Origin of the sequence: Actinoplanes lobatus (assembly GCF_014205215.1) — a bacterium.
GTDB lineage: Bacteria > Actinomycetota > Actinomycetes > Mycobacteriales > Micromonosporaceae > Actinoplanes > Actinoplanes lobatus.
Genome location: NZ_JACHNC010000001.1, coordinates 6,669,715 through 6,687,793 on the forward strand (window position 1 = coordinate 6,669,715; position 18,079 = coordinate 6,687,793).

Annotated in this window: 12 protein-coding genes; 5 read left to right on the forward strand and 7 right to left on the reverse strand. The window is 68.7% G+C overall.

Annotation, left to right across the window (positions count from 1 at the left end):
• Positions 1-7: 7 nt before the first annotated feature.
• Together BJ964_RS30665 and BJ964_RS30670 are read right to left on the reverse strand one after the other, a co-directional pair.
• On the reverse strand, positions 8-5,041 hold the full coding sequence (locus BJ964_RS30665; protein ID WP_188123922.1) for a CHAT domain-containing protein: 5,034 nt from the start codon (positions 5,039-5,041) through the stop codon (positions 8-10).
• On the reverse strand, positions 5,041-5,871 hold the full coding sequence (locus tag BJ964_RS30670; protein WP_188123923.1) for a hypothetical protein: 831 nt from the start codon (positions 5,869-5,871) through the stop codon (positions 5,041-5,043). The genes BJ964_RS30665 and BJ964_RS30670 overlap by 1 nt, the downstream gene beginning before the upstream one ends.
• 40 nt (positions 5,872-5,911) lie before the next feature.
• Here BJ964_RS30670 and BJ964_RS49220 point away from each other — a divergent pair, with 40 nt between their 5' ends.
• Positions 5,912-8,275 carry a tetratricopeptide repeat protein gene (locus BJ964_RS49220; RefSeq protein ID WP_188123924.1) on the forward strand — a complete coding sequence of 788 codons (2,364 nt, stop codon included), beginning with the start codon at positions 5,912-5,914 and terminating at the stop codon, positions 8,273-8,275.
• 1,100 nt (positions 8,276-9,375) lie between these two features.
• Here BJ964_RS49220 and mraY read toward each other — a convergent pair.
• Positions 9,376-10,479 (reverse strand): phospho-N-acetylmuramoyl-pentapeptide-transferase, encoded by a 1,104-nt coding sequence (gene mraY, locus BJ964_RS30680; RefSeq protein WP_188127266.1) that lies wholly within the window; start codon positions 10,477-10,479, stop codon positions 9,376-9,378.
• Positions 10,480-11,027: 548 nt separating this feature from the next.
• Between mraY and BJ964_RS30685 the strand changes: the two genes are divergently transcribed.
• The 3 genes from BJ964_RS30685 to BJ964_RS30695 all read left to right on the forward strand — a co-directional run bounded on the left by BJ964_RS30685 (position 11,028) and on the right by BJ964_RS30695 (position 14,255).
• On the forward strand, positions 11,028-11,489 hold the full coding sequence (locus BJ964_RS30685; RefSeq protein WP_188123925.1) for a DUF2690 domain-containing protein: 462 nt from the start codon (positions 11,028-11,030) through the stop codon (positions 11,487-11,489).
• Positions 11,490-11,781: 292 nt separating this feature from the next.
• Positions 11,782-12,987 carry a sensor histidine kinase gene (locus BJ964_RS30690; RefSeq protein WP_188123926.1) on the forward strand — a complete coding sequence of 402 codons (1,206 nt, stop codon included), beginning with the start codon at positions 11,782-11,784 and terminating at the stop codon, positions 12,985-12,987.
• A gap of 350 nt (positions 12,988-13,337) precedes the next feature.
• Positions 13,338-14,255, forward strand: a complete 918-nt coding sequence (locus tag BJ964_RS30695) for an SMI1/KNR4 family protein (RefSeq protein WP_188123927.1) — start codon at positions 13,338-13,340, stop codon at positions 14,253-14,255.
• Between the two features lie 188 nt (positions 14,256-14,443).
• On the opposite strand, the gene BJ964_RS30700 is transcribed toward BJ964_RS30695, so the two are convergent.
• Both BJ964_RS30700 and BJ964_RS49225 read right to left on the reverse strand, forming a co-directional pair.
• A complete protein-coding gene (locus tag BJ964_RS30700; RefSeq protein WP_188123928.1) occupies positions 14,444-14,815 on the reverse strand; it encodes a response regulator transcription factor in 372 nt (123 codons plus the stop codon).
• Complete coding sequence (locus BJ964_RS49225) at positions 14,812-15,933, reverse strand: sensor histidine kinase (protein WP_188123929.1); 1,122 nt, start codon at positions 15,931-15,933, stop codon at positions 14,812-14,814. The genes BJ964_RS30700 and BJ964_RS49225 overlap by 4 nt, the downstream gene beginning before the upstream one ends.
• 166 nt (positions 15,934-16,099) lie before the next feature.
• Between BJ964_RS49225 and BJ964_RS30710 the strand changes: the two genes are divergently transcribed.
• Positions 16,100-16,603 carry a DUF6326 family protein gene (locus BJ964_RS30710; protein ID WP_188123930.1) on the forward strand — a complete coding sequence of 168 codons (504 nt, stop codon included), beginning with the start codon at positions 16,100-16,102 and terminating at the stop codon, positions 16,601-16,603.
• On the opposite strand, the gene BJ964_RS30715 is transcribed toward BJ964_RS30710, so the two are convergent.
• The gene (locus BJ964_RS30715) at positions 16,562-17,008 is read right to left on the reverse strand and encodes a PASTA domain-containing protein (RefSeq protein WP_188123931.1); all 447 of its coding nucleotides are present in this window, start codon (positions 17,006-17,008) and stop codon (positions 16,562-16,564) included. The genes BJ964_RS30710 and BJ964_RS30715 overlap by 42 nt on opposite strands.
• 336 nt (positions 17,009-17,344) lie before the next feature.
• The gene (locus BJ964_RS30720) at positions 17,345-18,028 is read right to left on the reverse strand and encodes an Ltp family lipoprotein (protein ID WP_188123932.1); all 684 of its coding nucleotides are present in this window, start codon (positions 18,026-18,028) and stop codon (positions 17,345-17,347) included.
• Positions 18,029-18,079: the final 51 nt, after the last annotated feature.

Here is an 18,079-nt window from a genome sequence, read left to right on the forward strand (position 1 = left end):
GGGCGGCTCAGCGAACTCCCCGCGATTCATCCGGGTCGCCGCGTTCCCACGAGCGTTCCTGGCCGCCTCCGGGATCGGTGGCGGCCGCGGCGGCCTCCGGATCCCACACCGCCCACATCCGCAACGCCTCCCCGGCATCACCGAGCAGCATCGCCAACTGCGCCCCGCGCAACAGCGAAGCCTCCTCCGCCCGCACCACCTGCCCGGCATCGGTCGCCGACAGGGTCGCCAGCGCCCGGCAGGCGCGCCGATACAGCTCGAGCGCCTTCCACTGCTCCCCGAACCCCTCGTCGAACACTTGCGCCAGATGCAGAACAGCGACGACCCCGAACACGTTCGGCTCCGAACCGGCGAGCTGCGACGCCCGCCGGGCCACCGCGAGAGCACTGTGGGCGTCCCCGCCGGTGAGCAGATACGGCGCGGCGTTCACGGTCAGGTTCAACTCGTGCCGGCGGCTGCCCGCCCGGCCCGCCAGAGCGAGCGCGACATCCAGCGCCTCCCGCGCCTCCGGCGACCCGGAGGGCAACAACGTCAAAGCAAGCTCGGTACGGGCATCAAGCTCCGCCTCCACATCACCCTCGGTGACCGCGGCCGTGACACGCTGCCGTACCGCTTCCGGATCGCCGGCGTCCCCGGCCACCAGACGCACCCGCGACCGCACCTCATCGCCCGCCTGCCGGGCCAGATCCGCCGACTCCTGATCACCGGCCTCGGCGAACAGCGCCGCCGCCCGCCCCGCCGACTCGGCTGCCTGATCCGCCCGATGGTGTTCGCTCTGCGCGGCGGCCAGCCGCAGCCACGCCCACGCCAGCACCTGTCGCGTCTCGTCATCGTCGGTCGGCGCCACCCGCTCGTCGGCCGACGCCAGGACCCGCTCGGCGCTCGTGACATCACCTTCGTCGGCCAGCGCCCCCACCCACCGGCGGGTCACTTCCGCACGGTTACGCCGCAAGATCGCGGCCAGCTGCGGGGCGCCGGCGAGCGCGATCGCCTCGTCGAGGTATCCGGCCGCCTCCGCATACTCCTGCCCCTCGGCGTGGAACTGACCGAGATTGCCCAGCGCCGCCGACACCTGATAGCTGTTCCCGCTGCGTTCGGCGGCCTGCCGGCCCTGCTCCAGCAGGGTGCGGGCGTCGTCGCGGGCGCCGCTCTCGACGTACAGAAGAGCGAGGTTCTGCGACCACCGGCTGAGGTTGGCGTGGTCACCGACACGACCGCATAACGCGATCGCCTCCTGATACGTGCGCACCGCCGCCGCCCGGTTCCCGAGCCGGCGCAGCACCACCGCGAGATCACCGAGCAGCCCACAGCACCGTTCCGGGTGGCCGGACGCCTCGAAACGGCGGCGGGCCTCGCTCAGCCACTCCACGGCTCCCGCCAGGTCGCCGTCGTGCATCCGTTGCGAACCCTGCTCGCTGATCGCCTCCGGGTCGTCGGGGAAGACCGGCGCCGGGCCTACCGGCTGCCGGCCGCCGACCTTCTCCGCCAGGGCCCGCGCCCCGGCGACGTCACCCTGCATGACCAGTACGTTGACGGCGGAGGAGACCGAACCCGCGTCGACGTCGGCGACCCCGATGCGGACGGCCTCGGCGGCGAGGTCACCGTCCCCGGTCGCCGCGGCCAGTTGGGCGACCAGCAGCGCGGTCATCGCCCGCTTCTTGCGGTAGGCGGCGTCGGTGGCGACCAGCGACGTGTAGGCCGCCAGCGCCGTACGGGCCTCACCGAGGGCGGCGAACGGCAGGCCGTCACCGGTCGCGGCCCGCTGCGCCCATACCGCGCGGAAGTAGGCGGCGGCACCGGCCGCGCCCAGCTCGTCGGCGATGCCGGCGGCCTCCCGCAGCTCGTCCGGGCTGACCTCGGTCTCGCCGCTGGTCACCGTGTCGAACCGCAGGAACAGGTCGATGACCCGGGCCTCCGCGGTGCCGTCGAACGCGGCGGTCACGGCGGCCGCGGTGCCCGGGTCGACCTCGCCCGGCCCGCTGAACTGCTCGATCAGCGTGACCAGCGCCCGCTGCCGCTCCGGGGTGATCCGGAGGTCCCGGCCGGCCTGGTCGATGGCGCCGGCCGCGTCCGCCATCGCCTGATGAGTGCCCGCGCCGATGGTCCGCAGCAGCCACCGTGTCCAGTCCCCGCTGAGTAGCGCCCGCGGATCGGCCCGCCGCACCAGCAGGCTGTGCAGCATGCGTTTCTGCGCCTGCCGGTCGCCGGCGTCCGCGTCGCGGTACGTCTGCGCGTCCACGCCGGCCACCGAGCCGACGTCGAAGAAGAGCGACCCACGAACGCGTTCGGCCATCTCACCGATCGCGTCCCGTACCATCTCGAGGTCTTCGTCGGCGCTCAGCCACCGCAGACGCCGCGCCGCACCGAGAAGCCTGCCCCGGCCCTCCTGACAGATGTAGGTCGTCAGCCGCCGGTCGATCTCCCGGATGCCCGCGAGCAGCAGATACGTGTCGCACAGCAGTGGCTCGGTGGCGACCAGCGTCCCCATCGCCGCGTGCACGTCCTGCTCCGGGCGGCCGTCACCGGTCCGCAGCACCCCGAACGCGTGCACCACCGCCGCCGCGATCATCGCCTCCGCGTACTGGTCGAGGCCGTCCACCGTGTCACCGTCGAACCGGTCCCCGTCACCGTCACGCAACGCCACCAGGTCGGCGTCGAGGTGGTCACGCTGGGCGACGGTCAATCGGTCGTCGCGACCCAGCGCCGCCCGTGCCTGATCGAACGCGGCCGCCGTGCCGGTCGCCAGATATCGGAACACGTGCGACGTCCAGGTTCGCGCCGCCTGCCGGTGCGGCGCCCGGATCGACACGCCGGGCCGCCCGAACAGCACGAAGCATGACCACGCCGCCGGATGGTGACCTTTCGCTGCCAGAGCCTGACGGGTCTGCAGGGCGGCCCGCTCCACCGGCGACTCCCCGGCGAAGTAGTACAGATACGACCAGAACGCCTGGGTGATGTGATCTGGCAGCAGATACTTGGCCGCCAGCACCGCCGGCGCCCCGGCCCGCAGCAGCGTGGTGGCGAAACCCTGCTGTTCACCGGTCCGCAACTGCCGCCCCCGCCCGGTCAGGCAGGCGCTCAACACGGTCACCGGTGCGGGCGCCCCGCGCAACGCCGCGATGTCGCGGGCGCTGACCGACCGGCCCGGCCCGAGCGGCAACTCCTCACCGACCTTGTCCGCGAGCCCGTGCCCCACGTAATGCAGCAGGTCAGCGCCACCATCGAGAGTGTCCAGCAGCTCCCGCCGATCCGGTGAGGCCAGCCGCCGCGGCCGCGCCCCGAGCGCCTCCACGGCGCCCTCGACCACCACGACCTCCTCGTCGGCGTGCGGCAACTCGTCGTCCGCGCGCACGATCACCGCCGATCCGGTCGCCGCCGCGTTCACCTCGTTCTCCCCGAGCAGGGCGTTCATGTCCCGCAGCGACGGCGCCTGCACCACACACGCCCGCAACCCCAGATAGGTGACGCCGTCGTGCAGCAACTCCACCGGGAACAGATCCAAATCGGTCTGGAAGTCGACGTTGAGCAACACCGTGTCAGCCGCCGCGAGATCCGCCCGCACCCGCTCGGGCAGCGCCGTCCACGCCCGCCGGCAGACATCCACGAACGCGTCGTCCGCCGCGGCGACCACCGGCAGCACCCGATCGGAGAGCGCACTCGCCATGCCCTCCGCCGCCCGGATGAGATCCTCGAACGGGGTGACCCCGGCCCGGTCCACCGTCGCGACCTGCACCCGCTCATGCCATGGCCCGTCACCGCCCGCGAACGTGACGATCAGCAATGCGTCGGCCGCCTGCTCCAGAATCAGCAGCACGCTCCCCGGCCGGGCCCGGATCCGGTCCACCAGCACACTGATCTCCGACAGCACCGTCGCGTCCGGATGATCGGCCAGCCGCCGCCACAGCCCGGCGATCTTGCCTTCCTCCTCCTTCAAAGCAAAGATCAGAAGCAGAAACATCTGTACGTCACGCGCGTTCCGAGCCTCGAAGCGGTCCGCCAGAACCCGGCACCACAGCCGGTAGACGCGATCCAGCCCCTGCCGCGCGTTGATCTCGTCCGGCGCGCTGTCGGCGGCCCGCAGCTCGTCCTCGTAGTCGGCGGCCGGCTCGGCCAGCTCGTCCAACCGCGGATCCAGCGTGCCTCGCAGATGACGGAGATGCGCCACCGCATACCGGACCCGCAGCACCGCCTCCCGCTCACCGAGACGCGACAACTCCCCGGACGCCGCCGCGTACCCGGCCTCCGCCTCCGCCCACCGGCGCAACCGGGCCAGCTGATTGGCCCGGTTGAACCGCAACTGCGCCGCCGTCAGCTCCCCACCCGGTAGCGGCGACTTCCCGATCCGGTCCAGGGCGTCACCGAACACGGTCAGGGCACGCGAAGCGTCCCCGCAGCGGGCGTACACGTCCCCGAGCGTCAACGCCATCGCGCCCAGCACCGCCGCCAGCTGTTCTTCGTGGGGCAGCCAACGCTCGGCCCAGGCCGCGTGCGCGTCGGCGACCGCCTGCGCCTCGGCGACCGCGTGCAGATCCCCGTACAGCGACATCGCCAGGCGGGCGCTCTGCTCGAACTCGGGCGCCAGCCGGTCACTCATCCACGACACGTACAGGTCGGCGTCACTCAACTCCGGCGGCTCGTGCGGCCGCGACAGAACATCCAGAAGCAACCGCATCGACGGTACGACGTCCTCCGTCAACGGCGCACCGGCGAACTCCAGCCACCGTCGCCACGCCTCGTCAGCGAACCCGATGGCCTCACGCGGCTCGTCCAGCCAGTTGTGCACCTGCGCGTCGAGCGTCACCAGCTCCAGGTCACAGATCGGATCCGGATGCTCCCGCAGACACCGCCCGGCCAGCCGCACCCATGCCGACGCCAGCTCCGGCCGCGTGGCCCGCTCCGCCCGCTTCGCCTCCAACCAGGCCAGCCACGCGTCCTGCGGCTCGTACTCCGCACGGTCGGCGAACTGCTCGATCCGCTGACCGGGATCGATGGCATCGGTCTGCGCACAGTAACGGTCGATCAGAATCCGCAGCGCGGACATCACGATCGACCCCAGAAAGGCAGATCAAGACCAGGCAAGATCTCCGTGTACGCGCGGAAGCACGCGTTCCCCGGAAACCGGTAAGTGGCGGTGCAGGTACTCGTCACCGACCGGCTGCACGTCAGCCCCGGCGTCAACCCACCGAGATCCACACCCGGGATCTCCAGGCCGATCTCCAGATCCGACGCGTTCAAGGTCTCGTGAGTCAGCGTCTCGGTCAGACCGTGCGGGTCGTCCTCCAGATCCCACTCCCGGTCCAGCTTGCGCGGCTGCGGACCCGGCTCCGGCGCCCGGAAACAGAACCCGCACGGCACCCGCGACGCCAGCGACGTGCCGACCACCCGCTCGACATCCACCTGAACGCTGTCCCGGCCGTCGTCGGCGTAGACCCGCAGCCGTACATCGAGCTTCGCCCCGAGCGTGAAACAGTCCGCCCGGTCCCCGAAATCCTGCTCGGCGCCGAGCGTGACACTGCGTCCCGACCCGGAGCCCAGCCCCATGAACTTCAGCGTCACCCCGCCCTTGCGTTCGACCTGCCGTTCCAGGACCAGCTGAGCGCTACCGCCGGGCGGCACATGGAACCGCAGCCACGGCACCTCCGCCGGATGCACACCGAGATCCGCACGCAGCACACGGCCCCGCAACCGGTCCAGCAGCCGTTGCAGCCCACCCGGACCGCGAGCGCCGGGGACGGCCAGCCCGTACCCGGTCATCCGCTCCTCGATGGCCGCGGCCACCACCACATCGTCCGCGCCGTCCATCTCCGCCAGCGTCGCGGCCGGCCCGGCAAGATAGGCGTCCTCAAGGATCGGCAAGGGTTCGGCGCTCATTTTCGCCCCCTGGGTCGGACGACCGGCACCCTCACCCTAGGTGGCCCCCAGGGCCGGGGTTACGGCCGAACGGGCATCGGCCAACGCTGATCAAACGTCCCTCGAGGGGATTTTACTGGACCGGTACGGGCGACCGGTGAACGATGCTGGGATGCCGCAGACCGACCTGATCGACGACCTCGACCAGCGGCGATCCCGGTGGGAGGCCGGCGATCCCGGCGGTGTGCTGAGCGCGGAGGCCCTCGCGGTCGCCGAACGGCTCTGGCACGAAGCCCGGGAATGCGATCCGGCCCACCTGGTGGACGCCGCTGTCGCGATTCTGGCCCTTCACTGGTGCCGGGCCCATCAGGAGACGGCCGGCCGGCCGCACGACATCGCCGTGGTGATCAGTCTGGGGATGGTGCTGGGCCGGTTCGATGCCGACCGCGTCCCGGCCGAGATGCACATGATGCTCGGCGGTGTGCACGACGATCGGACGCTGACGGCGCTCCGCGGCATCGACGATCCGGCGGATCTGGCGTATGCCGCCCATCTGGGCCGGGCACTCGCCGGAAGCATGCCGGACGACGATGCCCGGCTCGGAGGAATCCTCGAATGCCTCGTCATCATGCTCGAAGCGCGATTCGCGGCCGAGCCCGCCGACGGCGCCCTTCAGGACCTGATCCACGCGACACGGCGACTGCGTGATCGAGCGGTGGGGCCCAGCTATCTGAGCAACACCGTTGATGTGGCGGGGTGGCTACGCCTTCGATACGAGCGGACCGGCGCGACGGAGGCTCTGGAGGAATCCGTCCAACTGCTCCGCGAGGTGGCGGCTCAAGCGCAAGACGACCCGTCCGCGTACGCGAATCTCTGTTACCTGCTCGGCCTCCGTTTTCAGGAGAACGGAGACGTGACGGATCTCGACGAGGCGGTGGCCAGCGGCCGCCAGGCCCTCGCCATGGCCGGTGACCAGGGCCCACAGGTGTCCGTCCTGCTCGGTAACCTCTGCCAGGCTCTTCGTCAGCGGTATCAGCGCCAGGGAGACCTCGCGGACCTGCACGAGGCGGTCGCCCTGGGGCGGCGCGGCGCCGAGAAGGCCCAGGACGACGGTATGCGTGCCATGGTGCTGAACGGCCTCGGGCTGGCGCTGCGCGCCCGGCATCGCCGCCTGCACGCCTTCCAGGACATCGACGACGCCGTCGCCACCGGGCGCGGCGCCGTCGCGGCCGCCGGCGAACGACACCCCGACCGGGGGTCGTACCTGTCGAATCTCGCCCTGGCCCTGCGTGTCCGGTTCGATCTCAGCCATCAGCTCGTGGACCTGGACGAGGCGATCGTGGCGGCCTCCCACGCGGTCGAGGCGCTGCCGCCCGGACATCACAACGCGAAGCGCACCCTCAACAACCTGAGTCTCTGTCACCGGGCCCGGTTCGACGCCACCGGCCGGATCGAAGACCTCGAACAGGCGGTGGCCATCGCCCGCCGACTGCTCGATTCCACCTCCCGTGACCACCCACAGTGGGCGGAGCATGCGAACAATCTGGGATTGGCGCTGGAGTCCCGGTTCGCCGCCGGCGGCGTCCTCGACGACCTGAACCAGGCCGTCGACTCCTTCCGGGAGGCCGTCGAGGTGACACCGTCCGGCGCCCTCGACGCCGGCGGACGTTTGAACAATCTGGCCCGTACGCTGCAGAAACGTTTCCGGCTGGACGGCGATGTCGCCGACCTTCGAGCGGCGATGACCGCGTGGGAGGCGATCGTCGGCCAGCGGCTGTCGCAGACCGGCATCCGGCTTCTGGCAGCCGTCTCACTTGCGGAAGTCACGGCCAGGACGACCGGCCTGCCCGCCGCGGTCGCCGCCTACCGGACGGCGGTCGAGCTGCTGGCGACCGTTCCGTGGCTGGGACTCGCCCGCGCCGACCAGGAAAGGCAACTGGCCGGCGGCCCGACCCGGGTCGCGGTCGACGCCGCGCGAGCGCCGGCGCCGGTGGCGCGCCCGGGACGGCGTGTGAACTGCTGGAGTCGGGTCGTGCCGTGTTGTGGACCCAGCTCCTGCACCAGCGGACCGATCTCGGCGGACTACCCGAGGACCTGGCCGGCAGGCTCGAACGCTGCCGGGACGCGATCCGCACCACCTCCTCCGGCACGTCAGACCCAGCGGAGGAATCGCGATGAACACGGTTGTGCCCGAGAGCGCTCCGGCATATGTCCTGCTCGGCCGGCTCGTCGGCAGGGTGGCTCGCATCAGGGGCGACCGAGAGCCGCCCGGCAGCGAGAAGTGGCCCTGACCACGCGACTGATCATCCCCGGCTGCAACCGCGCACCCCGGAGCCGCACCAGCTCGTCGAGCGCTTCCTCCGTACCGATCAGTTCCAGGGTGAGGATCGCGGCGTTGGCCACGACCATGTCACGCGCGCCCTGACCACGTACCTTCGTCGCGGCGTACTCGGCCAGCGCGCCGACCGCCTCCGCGTCCCCCGGGACGGGCTCGGTGACCGCGAGTAGAAACAGCAGCCCGCGCAGCACCGTCGCGTTGTACGCGTCGATATGTTCATCGGCGTCGATGTAGTCGAACCGTCGGAAGCCGATCGTGCGGGGCTGCGGCACCAGCGAGAACCAGCGGTGGATCCGTAGCCGCCACCCGGCGGGCAGGTCGAGCTCGCGCGCCTCCCGGCTCCACCGCACCAGCGGGCGGGGTCCCGTCACGCGCAGCGCGTGCGCGAGCATCGGGCGCGCCTCGGGATCCGCATCGGCGGTCTCCGCCCACGGCTCACCGGCGTTGAGCAGGCCGTCGTCCTTCGCGATCCAGGGCAGCAGCAGTGTCGGGTCGTGGCGGTAGTGCACGGTACGCCGCATCACCGCGATCAGCCCCGGCGGCACCGTGCCGGTCTCCCGTTCGGCGACCACCGCCAGCACGTCGAGGTCGCGGGCGAGACCGGACGTTTGCGCACTGGCCGCGCCGATCAGATGCCGGGCGGCCGGCCAGGGCATCTCGTCCGGATCGAGGTCGCGGGCGATCACGCGCAGCAGTTCGCAGACAGCCGCCGGCGCGCTCGCGCGATCACCGATGGCGATGATCAGGGCGTGCCGGCGGCGGGCCGGCAGGGCTTCAAGGTGGCGCAGCACCATGGAATCGTCGTAGCGCCACGAGTCCTCGTTCGCCGTACCGAGCGCGATCAACTCCTGCGCCAGGACGTCGTCGGCGCCGGCATCGAGCAGATCACGGACACGGCCGAGCCGCTGCGGGCCGGGGAGCGAGGAGAGCACGGCGGACAGCATAGGCATGGTGACCTTCCCATGCCCTCATCGCTGGCGCTCTCGCCTGCACGCAGGCTGATTGAGGTGATGTTGACCGAAAGGTGCTGTTCGCTCAGCATCATCAGATGCGCGACATGCCACCGACCCAGCCGTTGTTCGTCACGCCGACCGGAGCCGAGATCGTCCGCCCTGGTGCCCGCTACCGCACCGTGGCTGGTGCCGGCAGATCACCGCCTGAGGTACGACCCGGGCGTGTCACGGGCGCTATCCGACAGCCGCCAAGAAGTCCGAGTAGAACAGGCCCAAGCCGACTGCGACGCAGATGCCGGCCACGGTCCAGAACCGGACCACGATGTTGACCTCGCTCCACCCGGCCAGCTCGAAGTGGTGGTGCAGCGGCACCATCCGGAAGACACGTCTACCGGTGGTTCGGAACGAGACGATCTGGATCACCCAGGTGACCGTGATGATGAAGAAGAGCCCGCCGATCAGGATCGACAGCAGCGTGGTGCGGGTCGCTACCGCGAGCCCGCCGATCAGGGCGCCGAGCCCGAGCGAGCCGACGTCGCCCATGAAGATCCGCGCTGGGGACGTGTTCCACCACAGGAAACCCAGGCATGCGCCGGCCGCCGCTGCCGCGATCATGGCGATCTCCAGGGGATCCCGAACCTGGTAGCAGTAGTCGTTTGCGCGGGCGTACGTTTCGTCGGCGCACCAGTGCCGGTATTGCCAGTACCCGATCAGCGCGTACGCGCCGAGTACCAGGGTCGACGCGCCGGTGGCCAGGCCGTCGAGGCCGTCGGTGAGGTTCACGCCGTTCGACATCGCCGTGATCACGAAGACGAACACGATCACCGAGCCGACCTTGCCGACGTTCAGCCAGCTGATGTCCCGGATGAGCGAGATGTGTTCGCTGGCCACGGTCTGGCCGTTGGTGCTCGCCGTGTAGAGGGCGGCGATGCCGAACCCGCCGCCGACGATCGCCTGGCCGAGCAGTTTGCCCTTGGCGGACAGGCCGTCGGAGTTGCGCTGGCGCACCTTGAGGAAGTCGTCGACGAAGCCGATCACGCCGCAGAAGACGAACAGGCCCAACAGGATGAGGGCCGTCATGGTCGGCTTCTCCTGTGCGATCTGCCGCTCGGGCAGCGTGGTCAGCGCAAAGTGGCCGGCGACGTACGCGAAGAGGGTCGCCACGATGAACACGACGCCACCCATCGCAGGGGTGCCCGTCTTGCCCTCGTTCGAAGCGAGCCCGAGGGAGCGGATCGGCTGTCCGGCCTTGAGCGCGGTGAAGACCCGGATCGCGACCGGCGTGCCGAACAGGGAGATGACGAACGCGACCGCCGCCGCGACGATGACCGCCCTCACGGGCATGCCTCCACGGGATGAGAATTTCTCGCGGCGCGCAGTCCCGGCATGCGGCGAGCCGCCAGCAGTTTCCAGGCCGGCGACTGACGTTTCGACCTGAGCCGGCCGTGCAGGTGGTCCTTCGCACGATCATCGATCACGGGGCACGATCTTGCCATCCGATGGCAACCGGGGCAGCCCCGTACCGCGCGGCGATAGGCCGTTTGTTCCGTCTCGGGGAATCTGTCCGTGTTCCATTGGGTCTGTTCTGGCTGTCAGATAGCTTCCGGAAATCTGAACCGGGATGTCCGGCTTGGGTGATTCGGGGTGGGGTGGTGACGGCTGTGGTTCGGGCTCCTTGACAGGCGGAATTCCTGGTCGAGTTTTCTGACAGTGCTGGTCAGCGGCCGTCGAGAGTCGTTGCGAAGGGCCGAGGCCGGGGTGCCGGGTTGTACGGAAAGCCGGGCGAGATCAAATGCAAGAATGGCAAAGCAATTTACTTGCGTCGATTTGTAGCGCGGTAGAGCCTTGGGGGGAGCAGATCTAGTCAGACCAGACATGGAGGATCGATGATCCGATCACGACTGCTGCGCTCCGTTCTCATCGTCCTGTTCGTTGCCGGAGCCGGACTCTTTGCAACTCCCGGCGCGTCGTACGCCGCGCCGTATGACGGGCAGAGTCCAGAGACATCCGGCTGCGCCAACACCGCCACCACGCCCCGCTCGGCGTCCATCTATGTGGGCAGCGTGAAGGTAGGGGTCGTCCAACTGCGATACAGCACAGCCTGCCGCACCGTATGGGGGCGGACCATCGCCTACTACTCCTCCAAGGGGCTCACCCAGGTCTACCGCAACAGCGACGACGCCTACCAGAGCTGCTATCCGTTCACATGGGTTGCCAGCCTCGGCGGCTACTCCTGCTACACGCCGATGCTCAACGACGCGGGCGTGACGTCATACGCGACGGGCTGGGCGTGGACCTCGGGCAACACCAACGTGGGATCGGCCAGCACCGGCAGCTACCTGCTATAGCGGTCGTAGACGAGGCGGCCCCGGGCTCTGCGGGACGGGTGCGGTCACCGTGCCCGTAGAGCCCACGCCGGGACACCTTTGTGCCACCTCATGAAGTATGTTCCCGTCTCATCGGGTTTGTCTCAGCCGCCGTCCCGGGTGAGGCGGGGACGGGGCTTGCGCTTCCGACGGTCACCGATCCTCGGTGCGAGGTAAGTTACGAACGGGGGTCCTCGCCGGCGACAAGCTGTCTCGCCGGCGACACGCCTTCACGCCCGGCGCCGCGTTGACAGGTGTCATCCCCCCGCACTGCATGGACAACCAGAACTCGACCGGGGGGATGATGGCAACCGATTCCGTGTCCGATCCGGGTGCGGCGCTCGAGTGCCAAGCACACGATACGCAGATCGGAACAGAGCAGTTGCTCGCGCTGATCGACAACACATCGGCTGTCATATACATACATGACCAGGACGGCCGGTACGTGCTCATCAATCGCGAGTACGAGCGGCGGTTCGGTGTTCGGCGTGAAGACATCGTCGGGCTCACCGACCACGACCTGTTTCCCCCGCACGTGGCCGATGCCTTCCGGGCCAATGACCGGCTCGCGCTCCAGGTCGGCGGCCCGGTGCAGGTGGAGGAGACCGCCCCTGGACCGGACGGGCCGCACACCTACATCACGGTCAAGGTCCCCTTGATGGACGGCGCGGGGCACGCCTGTGCCGTCGCGGGCATCTCCACCGACATCACCGAGCGCAAACGAGCCGAGGAGGAGGTACGCAGGCTCAACACCGAGTTGGAGCAGCGGGTACGAGAACTCGAGGTATTGACCAATGAGCTTGATACATTCGCATACTCGGTGTCGCATGACCTGCGGGGCCCGCTGGGATCAGTGGCCGGCCTTGCCGAGATCCTGATCGAGGACCACACCGACCGGCTGGACGAGGAGGCGCAGAGCTACCTGCGCCGCATCCACGACAACGCCGCGCGCATGTCCCAACTCACCGACGACCTGTTGCGCCTTTCCGGCGTCACGCGTTCGGAACTGCGCCGCGAGCGCGTCGATCTCAGTCGACTGGCACATGCGGCTCTGGCGGACCTGCGTGACGCCGACCCGCGTCGCGAAGTGAATGCGTCGATCGCCGACGGCCTGGTCTGCACGGGCGACACGCACCTCATTCAGCTCGCCCTGAACAACCTGATCTCCAACGCGTGGAAATTCACCGGCGGGCGTCCGGACGCCCGGATCGAGGTCGGGGCCACGCGACTGGACGGGGAAGAGGTCTTCTTCGTGCGCGACAACGGTGCCGGTTTCAGCATGGGCGACGTCGACGGGCTCTTCCAGCCGTTCCAGCGACTGCACGCTGCCAGCGACTTCGCCGGCCACGGCGTCGGTTTGTCGATCGTTCACCGCGTCCTGTCCCGGCACGGCGGCCGCATCTGGGCCGACAGTGCGCCGGGGGCGGGTGCCACCTTCTACTTCACCCTGACCGACCGGCACGCGGAGCCGCAACCATGAGGATCCGGTAGGTGGCTTTCGAGCGGTCCACAGCGGATGTTCGGCATTGGTGATTCGGGGCGGTCGACCTCATCACGCCGGGCAGTGGACTATCCACACTATGTCGCCGGTTCCGGAGTCCACCATGACGACGTCTCCGTCCGAACCGCCATGAGCCGAGAATGGGGAGCACACGTCCGCCTCGTCGACAGGGCTCGCCGAGCCCTCCGGTTCCCCGGTGAGGCCGAAGAGCAGCGATCCGACTGCCAGTGCGATCAAGGCCGGCAGGTGCCGCCGAGACGGCCGGCTCGGCATGGTCTGCGCATGATGGTCAAGATCAATGATAGGCACGCCCGGGATCCTAGTCATCGATGCGGATCGTCGCGCATCCGCAAACGAATCCACCGCGCGTGAACGGCAGGGCAAGATCTGGCTGCCTGGTCACCAACAGCGAGTTCCTCTGCCGGGTGCGGAGGTCGCTCGTTGCGCGCACCACGCCTCGACCTCGGCGGCCCGTCGACGAACCGGGAGCAGCGGCTGGCGTCGGTATGGTGATCGGCATGCTCGACGGTCTCGACGAATTGTGTGCAGGCGATCGGCACCGGGGGTGGGATTTCGTCCGGGCGATGACCGCGGCCTTCGGCTACCCGGTGGTCGAAGGAGATGGCGTCGACGCAGCCCTGCTACAGGTGGGCGAGGACCGGATCGGCTTCACGCTGTCGGCCGCATTGCGTGAGGCCTATCTGTTGTTCGGCCGTCGGAGGGACCTGACCGCCACTCAGGACAGCCTGGTGCCGCCGCAAAGCCTTCGGGTCGACTCCGATGGCGTCCTGGTTTTCCGGGTGGAGGCCCAGGGCTGCGCGTCGTGGGGCGTGTCCGGCCACGTCATCCATCAGGACGACCCTCCGGTCGTGCTGAACATCGGAGACGGCTGGGTTCCCTACTCGGACCGGCTCTCGCTGGCGCTCGTCGAGATGGTGATGTCGGAGGCGATGCTCTCCGCGGACGAACACCACTTCGACGACCGGGAGCTGGACGACACCGCGAACGCGCTGGTGACTGCCGTGTTCGAGCGCCTTCCGCTGCCGGTCTTCCCCTTCTGGGCCGGGATGGACGGGCCAGGAGTCCGCTGGTTCGCCGGACCTGATGTGCTGCTGCGGAACCACGGAGACACGTGGCTGTCGGTCCATGGCCGAACACCGGCAGCGGTGCAGGCGGTGCGGGAGCGGCTGCCGGGCGAGTGGCAGACGGTCCCGGACGACGAGGACGACGAGGAGTTCGAAGACTGAGTTCCTGGCTGCCGGTGAGGAATGCGCAGGGGTAGCGTCGACGACATCGATCCGGTCTGCGGACCCCCGTATCCGCCGGAGCAGCTCGTCGCCGGTTGGGACGAACGAGTGGCACGACTGCGGTGACCACCGGCCATGTGTCCGGTCTCGCGGATGTGCAACGCGTCGGCTGACATCCGGGGCGGGCGTCACGTGACGCGGTGGGTCTGGTAAGCCCAGATGGCGAGTTCGACGCGGTTGCGGGCGCCGAGTTTGGTCATGAGACCGGTGAGATGGAACTTGACCGTACTCATGCTGATGTGCAGGTCACGGGCGATCTCGGCGTTCGTCCTGCCGAGCGCGACTTCAGCCAGTACGTCTTCCTCCCGGTCGGTCAGGGCGTCAACGGGCTGGGCCGGTGTGCTGGCAGGGCCGCGGGTGGCGAACGTGGCGAGCGCGACGGCCGTACGTCCGTCAGCCGCCTGCCCGACAACCTCGAGGCCGGGCTGACCGTTGAGGATCGTCGACAGCCCCGCCCGTACGATGCCCTGGTCGTCGGCGATGAGGACGCGGATGGTCATGTCGCGGCGCCCCGGCGGGGAAGGACGGCCCGGACGGTCCAGCCGCGATCCGGATGCGGGCCGGCGGTGAGCGTGCCGCCCAGGAGCGCGATCCGTTCGGTCATGCCGACCAGACCGAATCCGGACGGACCGGCGGCGGACGCGATACCGGCGCCGTCGTCGCTGACTGTCAGCTGGACGTCGGTGGTGCTGCCGGTCACCTCGACCCGGACCCGGGTCGCCTGCTGGGCGTGACGCTGAGCGTTGGTGATCGATTCCTGCGTTACCCGGTAGAGCGCGCCCTCTACGGCCGGCGGGAGGTTCGTCAGGTCACCGTGCAGCTCGACGCCGATGCTCAGCGCCTCGGTGCTGTCGGCGGCGAGAGCCTCGATGTCGGCGATCCGGTGCCGGGGGAGCAGAGGCGGCCGCTGCCGGTGGTCGCGCAGTGCGCTGACCATGGTGCGCATCTCCGCGAGCGTCCGGGCAGCCTCGCGGTTGATGGTTTCGAGGGCCTCGGTCGCTCCGCTCAGTGACGATGACCGGGCCAGGAACAGGCCGGCCTGCGCCTGGATCGCGATCGCGGAGACGTGGTGGGCCACAGTGTCGTGCAACTCCCGCGCCAGCTGTTCGCGTTCCTGCAGCTTGGCCTGCACGATCAACTGTTCGCGGGCGATGCTGCGGTAGCGCATGGACGCCCCGAGGGCGGCGGCCAACAGCACGATGGCGATCCCGGCGGTCGTCTCGGCGATCCCGGGGAAGTCGACGCTGACGATGACGGCCAGCCCTACCGCGATGACCGCCATCCCGATGACCGCGTCGCGGCCGGCACGCCAGCGCAGTAGGGAGTAGGCCAGGACGAGCACCACCCATCCGCTGTTCAGGACCACGGGTTCGGTGCCCACGACGTACGCGGCGAGATCGAGGACCGCGAACCCTCCGAAAGCGAACACCACCGCCGCCAGGGGACAGGTCCGCCGGACCAGGGTCGCGAGCGCCAGGCCACATCCGAATGCGACGGCCACCGGAGGCCAGGTCAGGTCCCGGAAGGCGGCGTCGAACACCAGCACGGCCAGCACCGGTGCGGCGAGGCTCCAGTCGCGCCGCCTGGCGGCTCGCAACGTCGTCGCAGCGTTCCACACGCTTGTCACGGTAGCGATCGGGCGCTGCCGCCGAACCCGTCGTCCGACCAGCCGCTTCCCTGGCCGATGGAACAGGACGGCGTCGGCCACAGGACTCGGGCGTCACGCCTCCGGTGCGGTCGAGACTGGGACCACCACCGCCACCGCTACACGAAGGAGACGATCCGTGAACGGGATCGACACCAGGGTCGTGCTCTGCGGCCTATGGATTACCACGCTGTTCGTGTTCGCCTACGTCGACATCTTCGGCTTCTACCGCGCTGATGTGATCAACGGAGTGCTCGCGGGTGAGGTGCCCGGCACCGGGTTCACCATCGACCAGACGTTTCTGCTGCTCACGACGCTGTACATCGTGGTCGCGGCGTTGATGGTCGCCGTCTCGCTGCTCGCCCGGGCGCGGATCAACCGGATCGCCAACATCGTCGTCAGCCTGTTCTACGTGGTAACCGCAGGGGCCACTCTCATCGGTGAGCTGGGTCTACTACATCGCCGGGACCCTGATCGAGATAGCGATTCTGCTGGTCATCGCCCGGGTCGCTTGGGTGTGGCCGAAGAGCACATAGGCGAGTCTCTGCCACCCGCGAAAGGTCCGTCCGCCGCCACCATGATCACAATCATGGCTGGGGCGCTAATCGTCCGAGTACTTCTTAACCGTCGCGGTGATGAATGAATCCGAGGGAACCTTCTTGCCGGCCTTGAGGTCCTGCGCCAGGACGACCCAATTTGCATCTATGAGCGGGAGGCGATGCGCGCCGGTGGCGTCCGTCGCGGGCGCAACGTGCAGCCCAGCCGCTCGCCACAAGTCCTGAGCTGACTGATAATCCATTCCAACACCGTTGGGAACCTTGACCTTCGATGCCGCCGACGGCGTCGAAGCCTTCTTGGTCGGCGACTTCTTCGTCGTGGACTTCTGGCTCGGAGCCTTCTGGGTCGGACTCGCCTCCGCCGAAGCGGACGCCGTGATCGGACTGCCTGCGGCCTCAGGGGTGTCGTCCGTCTTCGGGGTGCATGCGGCCATGGAGAACATGGTGGCTGCTGCGGCAGCCGCCGCTACGGCCGTCTTGATAACGCTCATCATTCTTCACCTTCTCTTCATGAATACCGGTGACCAGATCGGTCAGCCACCTGAGGGCTTGAAGAGTTCTTGGCGACGACGAACGCGACTCTCAGGAAGGCAGGCAAGCGAGGCGTCTCGCGGATACCTCGTTCAGAGTTCATGCGGCGCGGCAGGTCACAGCGCCCACAGGAACCTCATTCGGGATGGAGGGGCCGTGGGTTGAAATCCCGCCGCCTCGACCGGAGTTGCAGCAGTCCAGGGCCGGTCTCCGGAAACGGAGAACCGGCCCGAAATTGAGTCGATCCCTCGAAAGCGTATTTGATCGACCTGACACAAGCCTTGCCCAAAAGGTGTTCAGAGGCCGGCTTGATTCACGCCGTACGTTGCCTGCGCGGTGGTGAACCCTTCGTACTTCAGCTGGTCGATGAGGCCCTGCCGGGAGAACGCGGAGTATTTCAGATAACTCTTTGCCATCTTGGCGGCCTGCTTCTTCCAGTTGGCGTGCTGCGCGTCTACTCCGTAAGTAGCAAGCTTGGTGCTGAAACCCTCGTACTTCAGTTGTTCGATGAGTCCCGAGCGGGAGAACGCGGAATACTTGAGATAGGAGGCGGCCATGCGGGCGGCGTTCTTTTGCGCGACCGACTCCTTGGCCGCCGAGTAGGAGACGGCAGCGGTAGCGTGAGGGGTGGCGGCCTGTGCGGCCGCTGGGCTGCCGACGAGTCCCAGGGCGATAAACGCCGTTGAGACAGTGACCAGAATCTTTCTCACCGTAGACTCCTTCGAGCCGAGCAGGAAATAATGCTTTCCGTCGGCTGCAACTATCGGCAGGGCGTCACCAAACTTTAGCTGATTCTCTACCTCCAGTTCCGGGGCAAATCCGCGCGCGCGGAACTCGCTTGTCTGCCGACCTGGATATTCAAACGGGTTAGCAATCTTCGGCACGCCATTCCGGCTGATGGGGATGCGCAGGCTGAGGACGTCCCAGGGGCACCCGTACCCGAAGGAGCGAGCTCCGATGGAGCAGAACGCGTACGGCATGGCCCAACGCGTCGCCGACCCTGGAGGCGTTACTCGGCCTTCCGCAAAGCC

What these genes read in the sequence shown, in the direction of transcription:
- BJ964_RS30665 (WP_188123922.1), bottom strand. Translation starts at nt 5,041, where the DNA reads ATGTCCGCGCTGCGGATTCTGATCGACCGTTACTGTGCGCAGACCGAT.
- BJ964_RS30670 (WP_188123923.1), bottom strand. Translation starts at nt 5,871, where the DNA reads ATGAGCGCCGAACCCTTGCCGATCCTTGAGGACGCCTATCTTGCCGGG.
- BJ964_RS30685 (WP_188123925.1), top strand. Translation starts at nt 11,028, where the DNA reads ATGATCCGATCACGACTGCTGCGCTCCGTTCTCATCGTCCTGTTCGTT.
- BJ964_RS30690 (WP_188123926.1), top strand. Translation starts at nt 11,782, where the DNA reads ATGGACAACCAGAACTCGACCGGGGGGATGATGGCAACCGATTCCGTG.
- BJ964_RS30695 (WP_188123927.1), top strand. Translation starts at nt 13,338, where the DNA reads ATGCGGATCGTCGCGCATCCGCAAACGAATCCACCGCGCGTGAACGGC.
- BJ964_RS30700 (WP_188123928.1), bottom strand. Translation starts at nt 14,815, where the DNA reads ATGACCATCCGCGTCCTCATCGCCGACGACCAGGGCATCGTACGGGCG.
- BJ964_RS30715 (WP_188123931.1), bottom strand. Translation starts at nt 17,008, where the DNA reads ATGAGCGTTATCAAGACGGCCGTAGCGGCGGCTGCCGCAGCAGCCACC.
- BJ964_RS30720 (WP_188123932.1), bottom strand. Translation starts at nt 18,028, where the DNA reads ATGCCGTACGCGTTCTGCTCCATCGGAGCTCGCTCCTTCGGGTACGGG.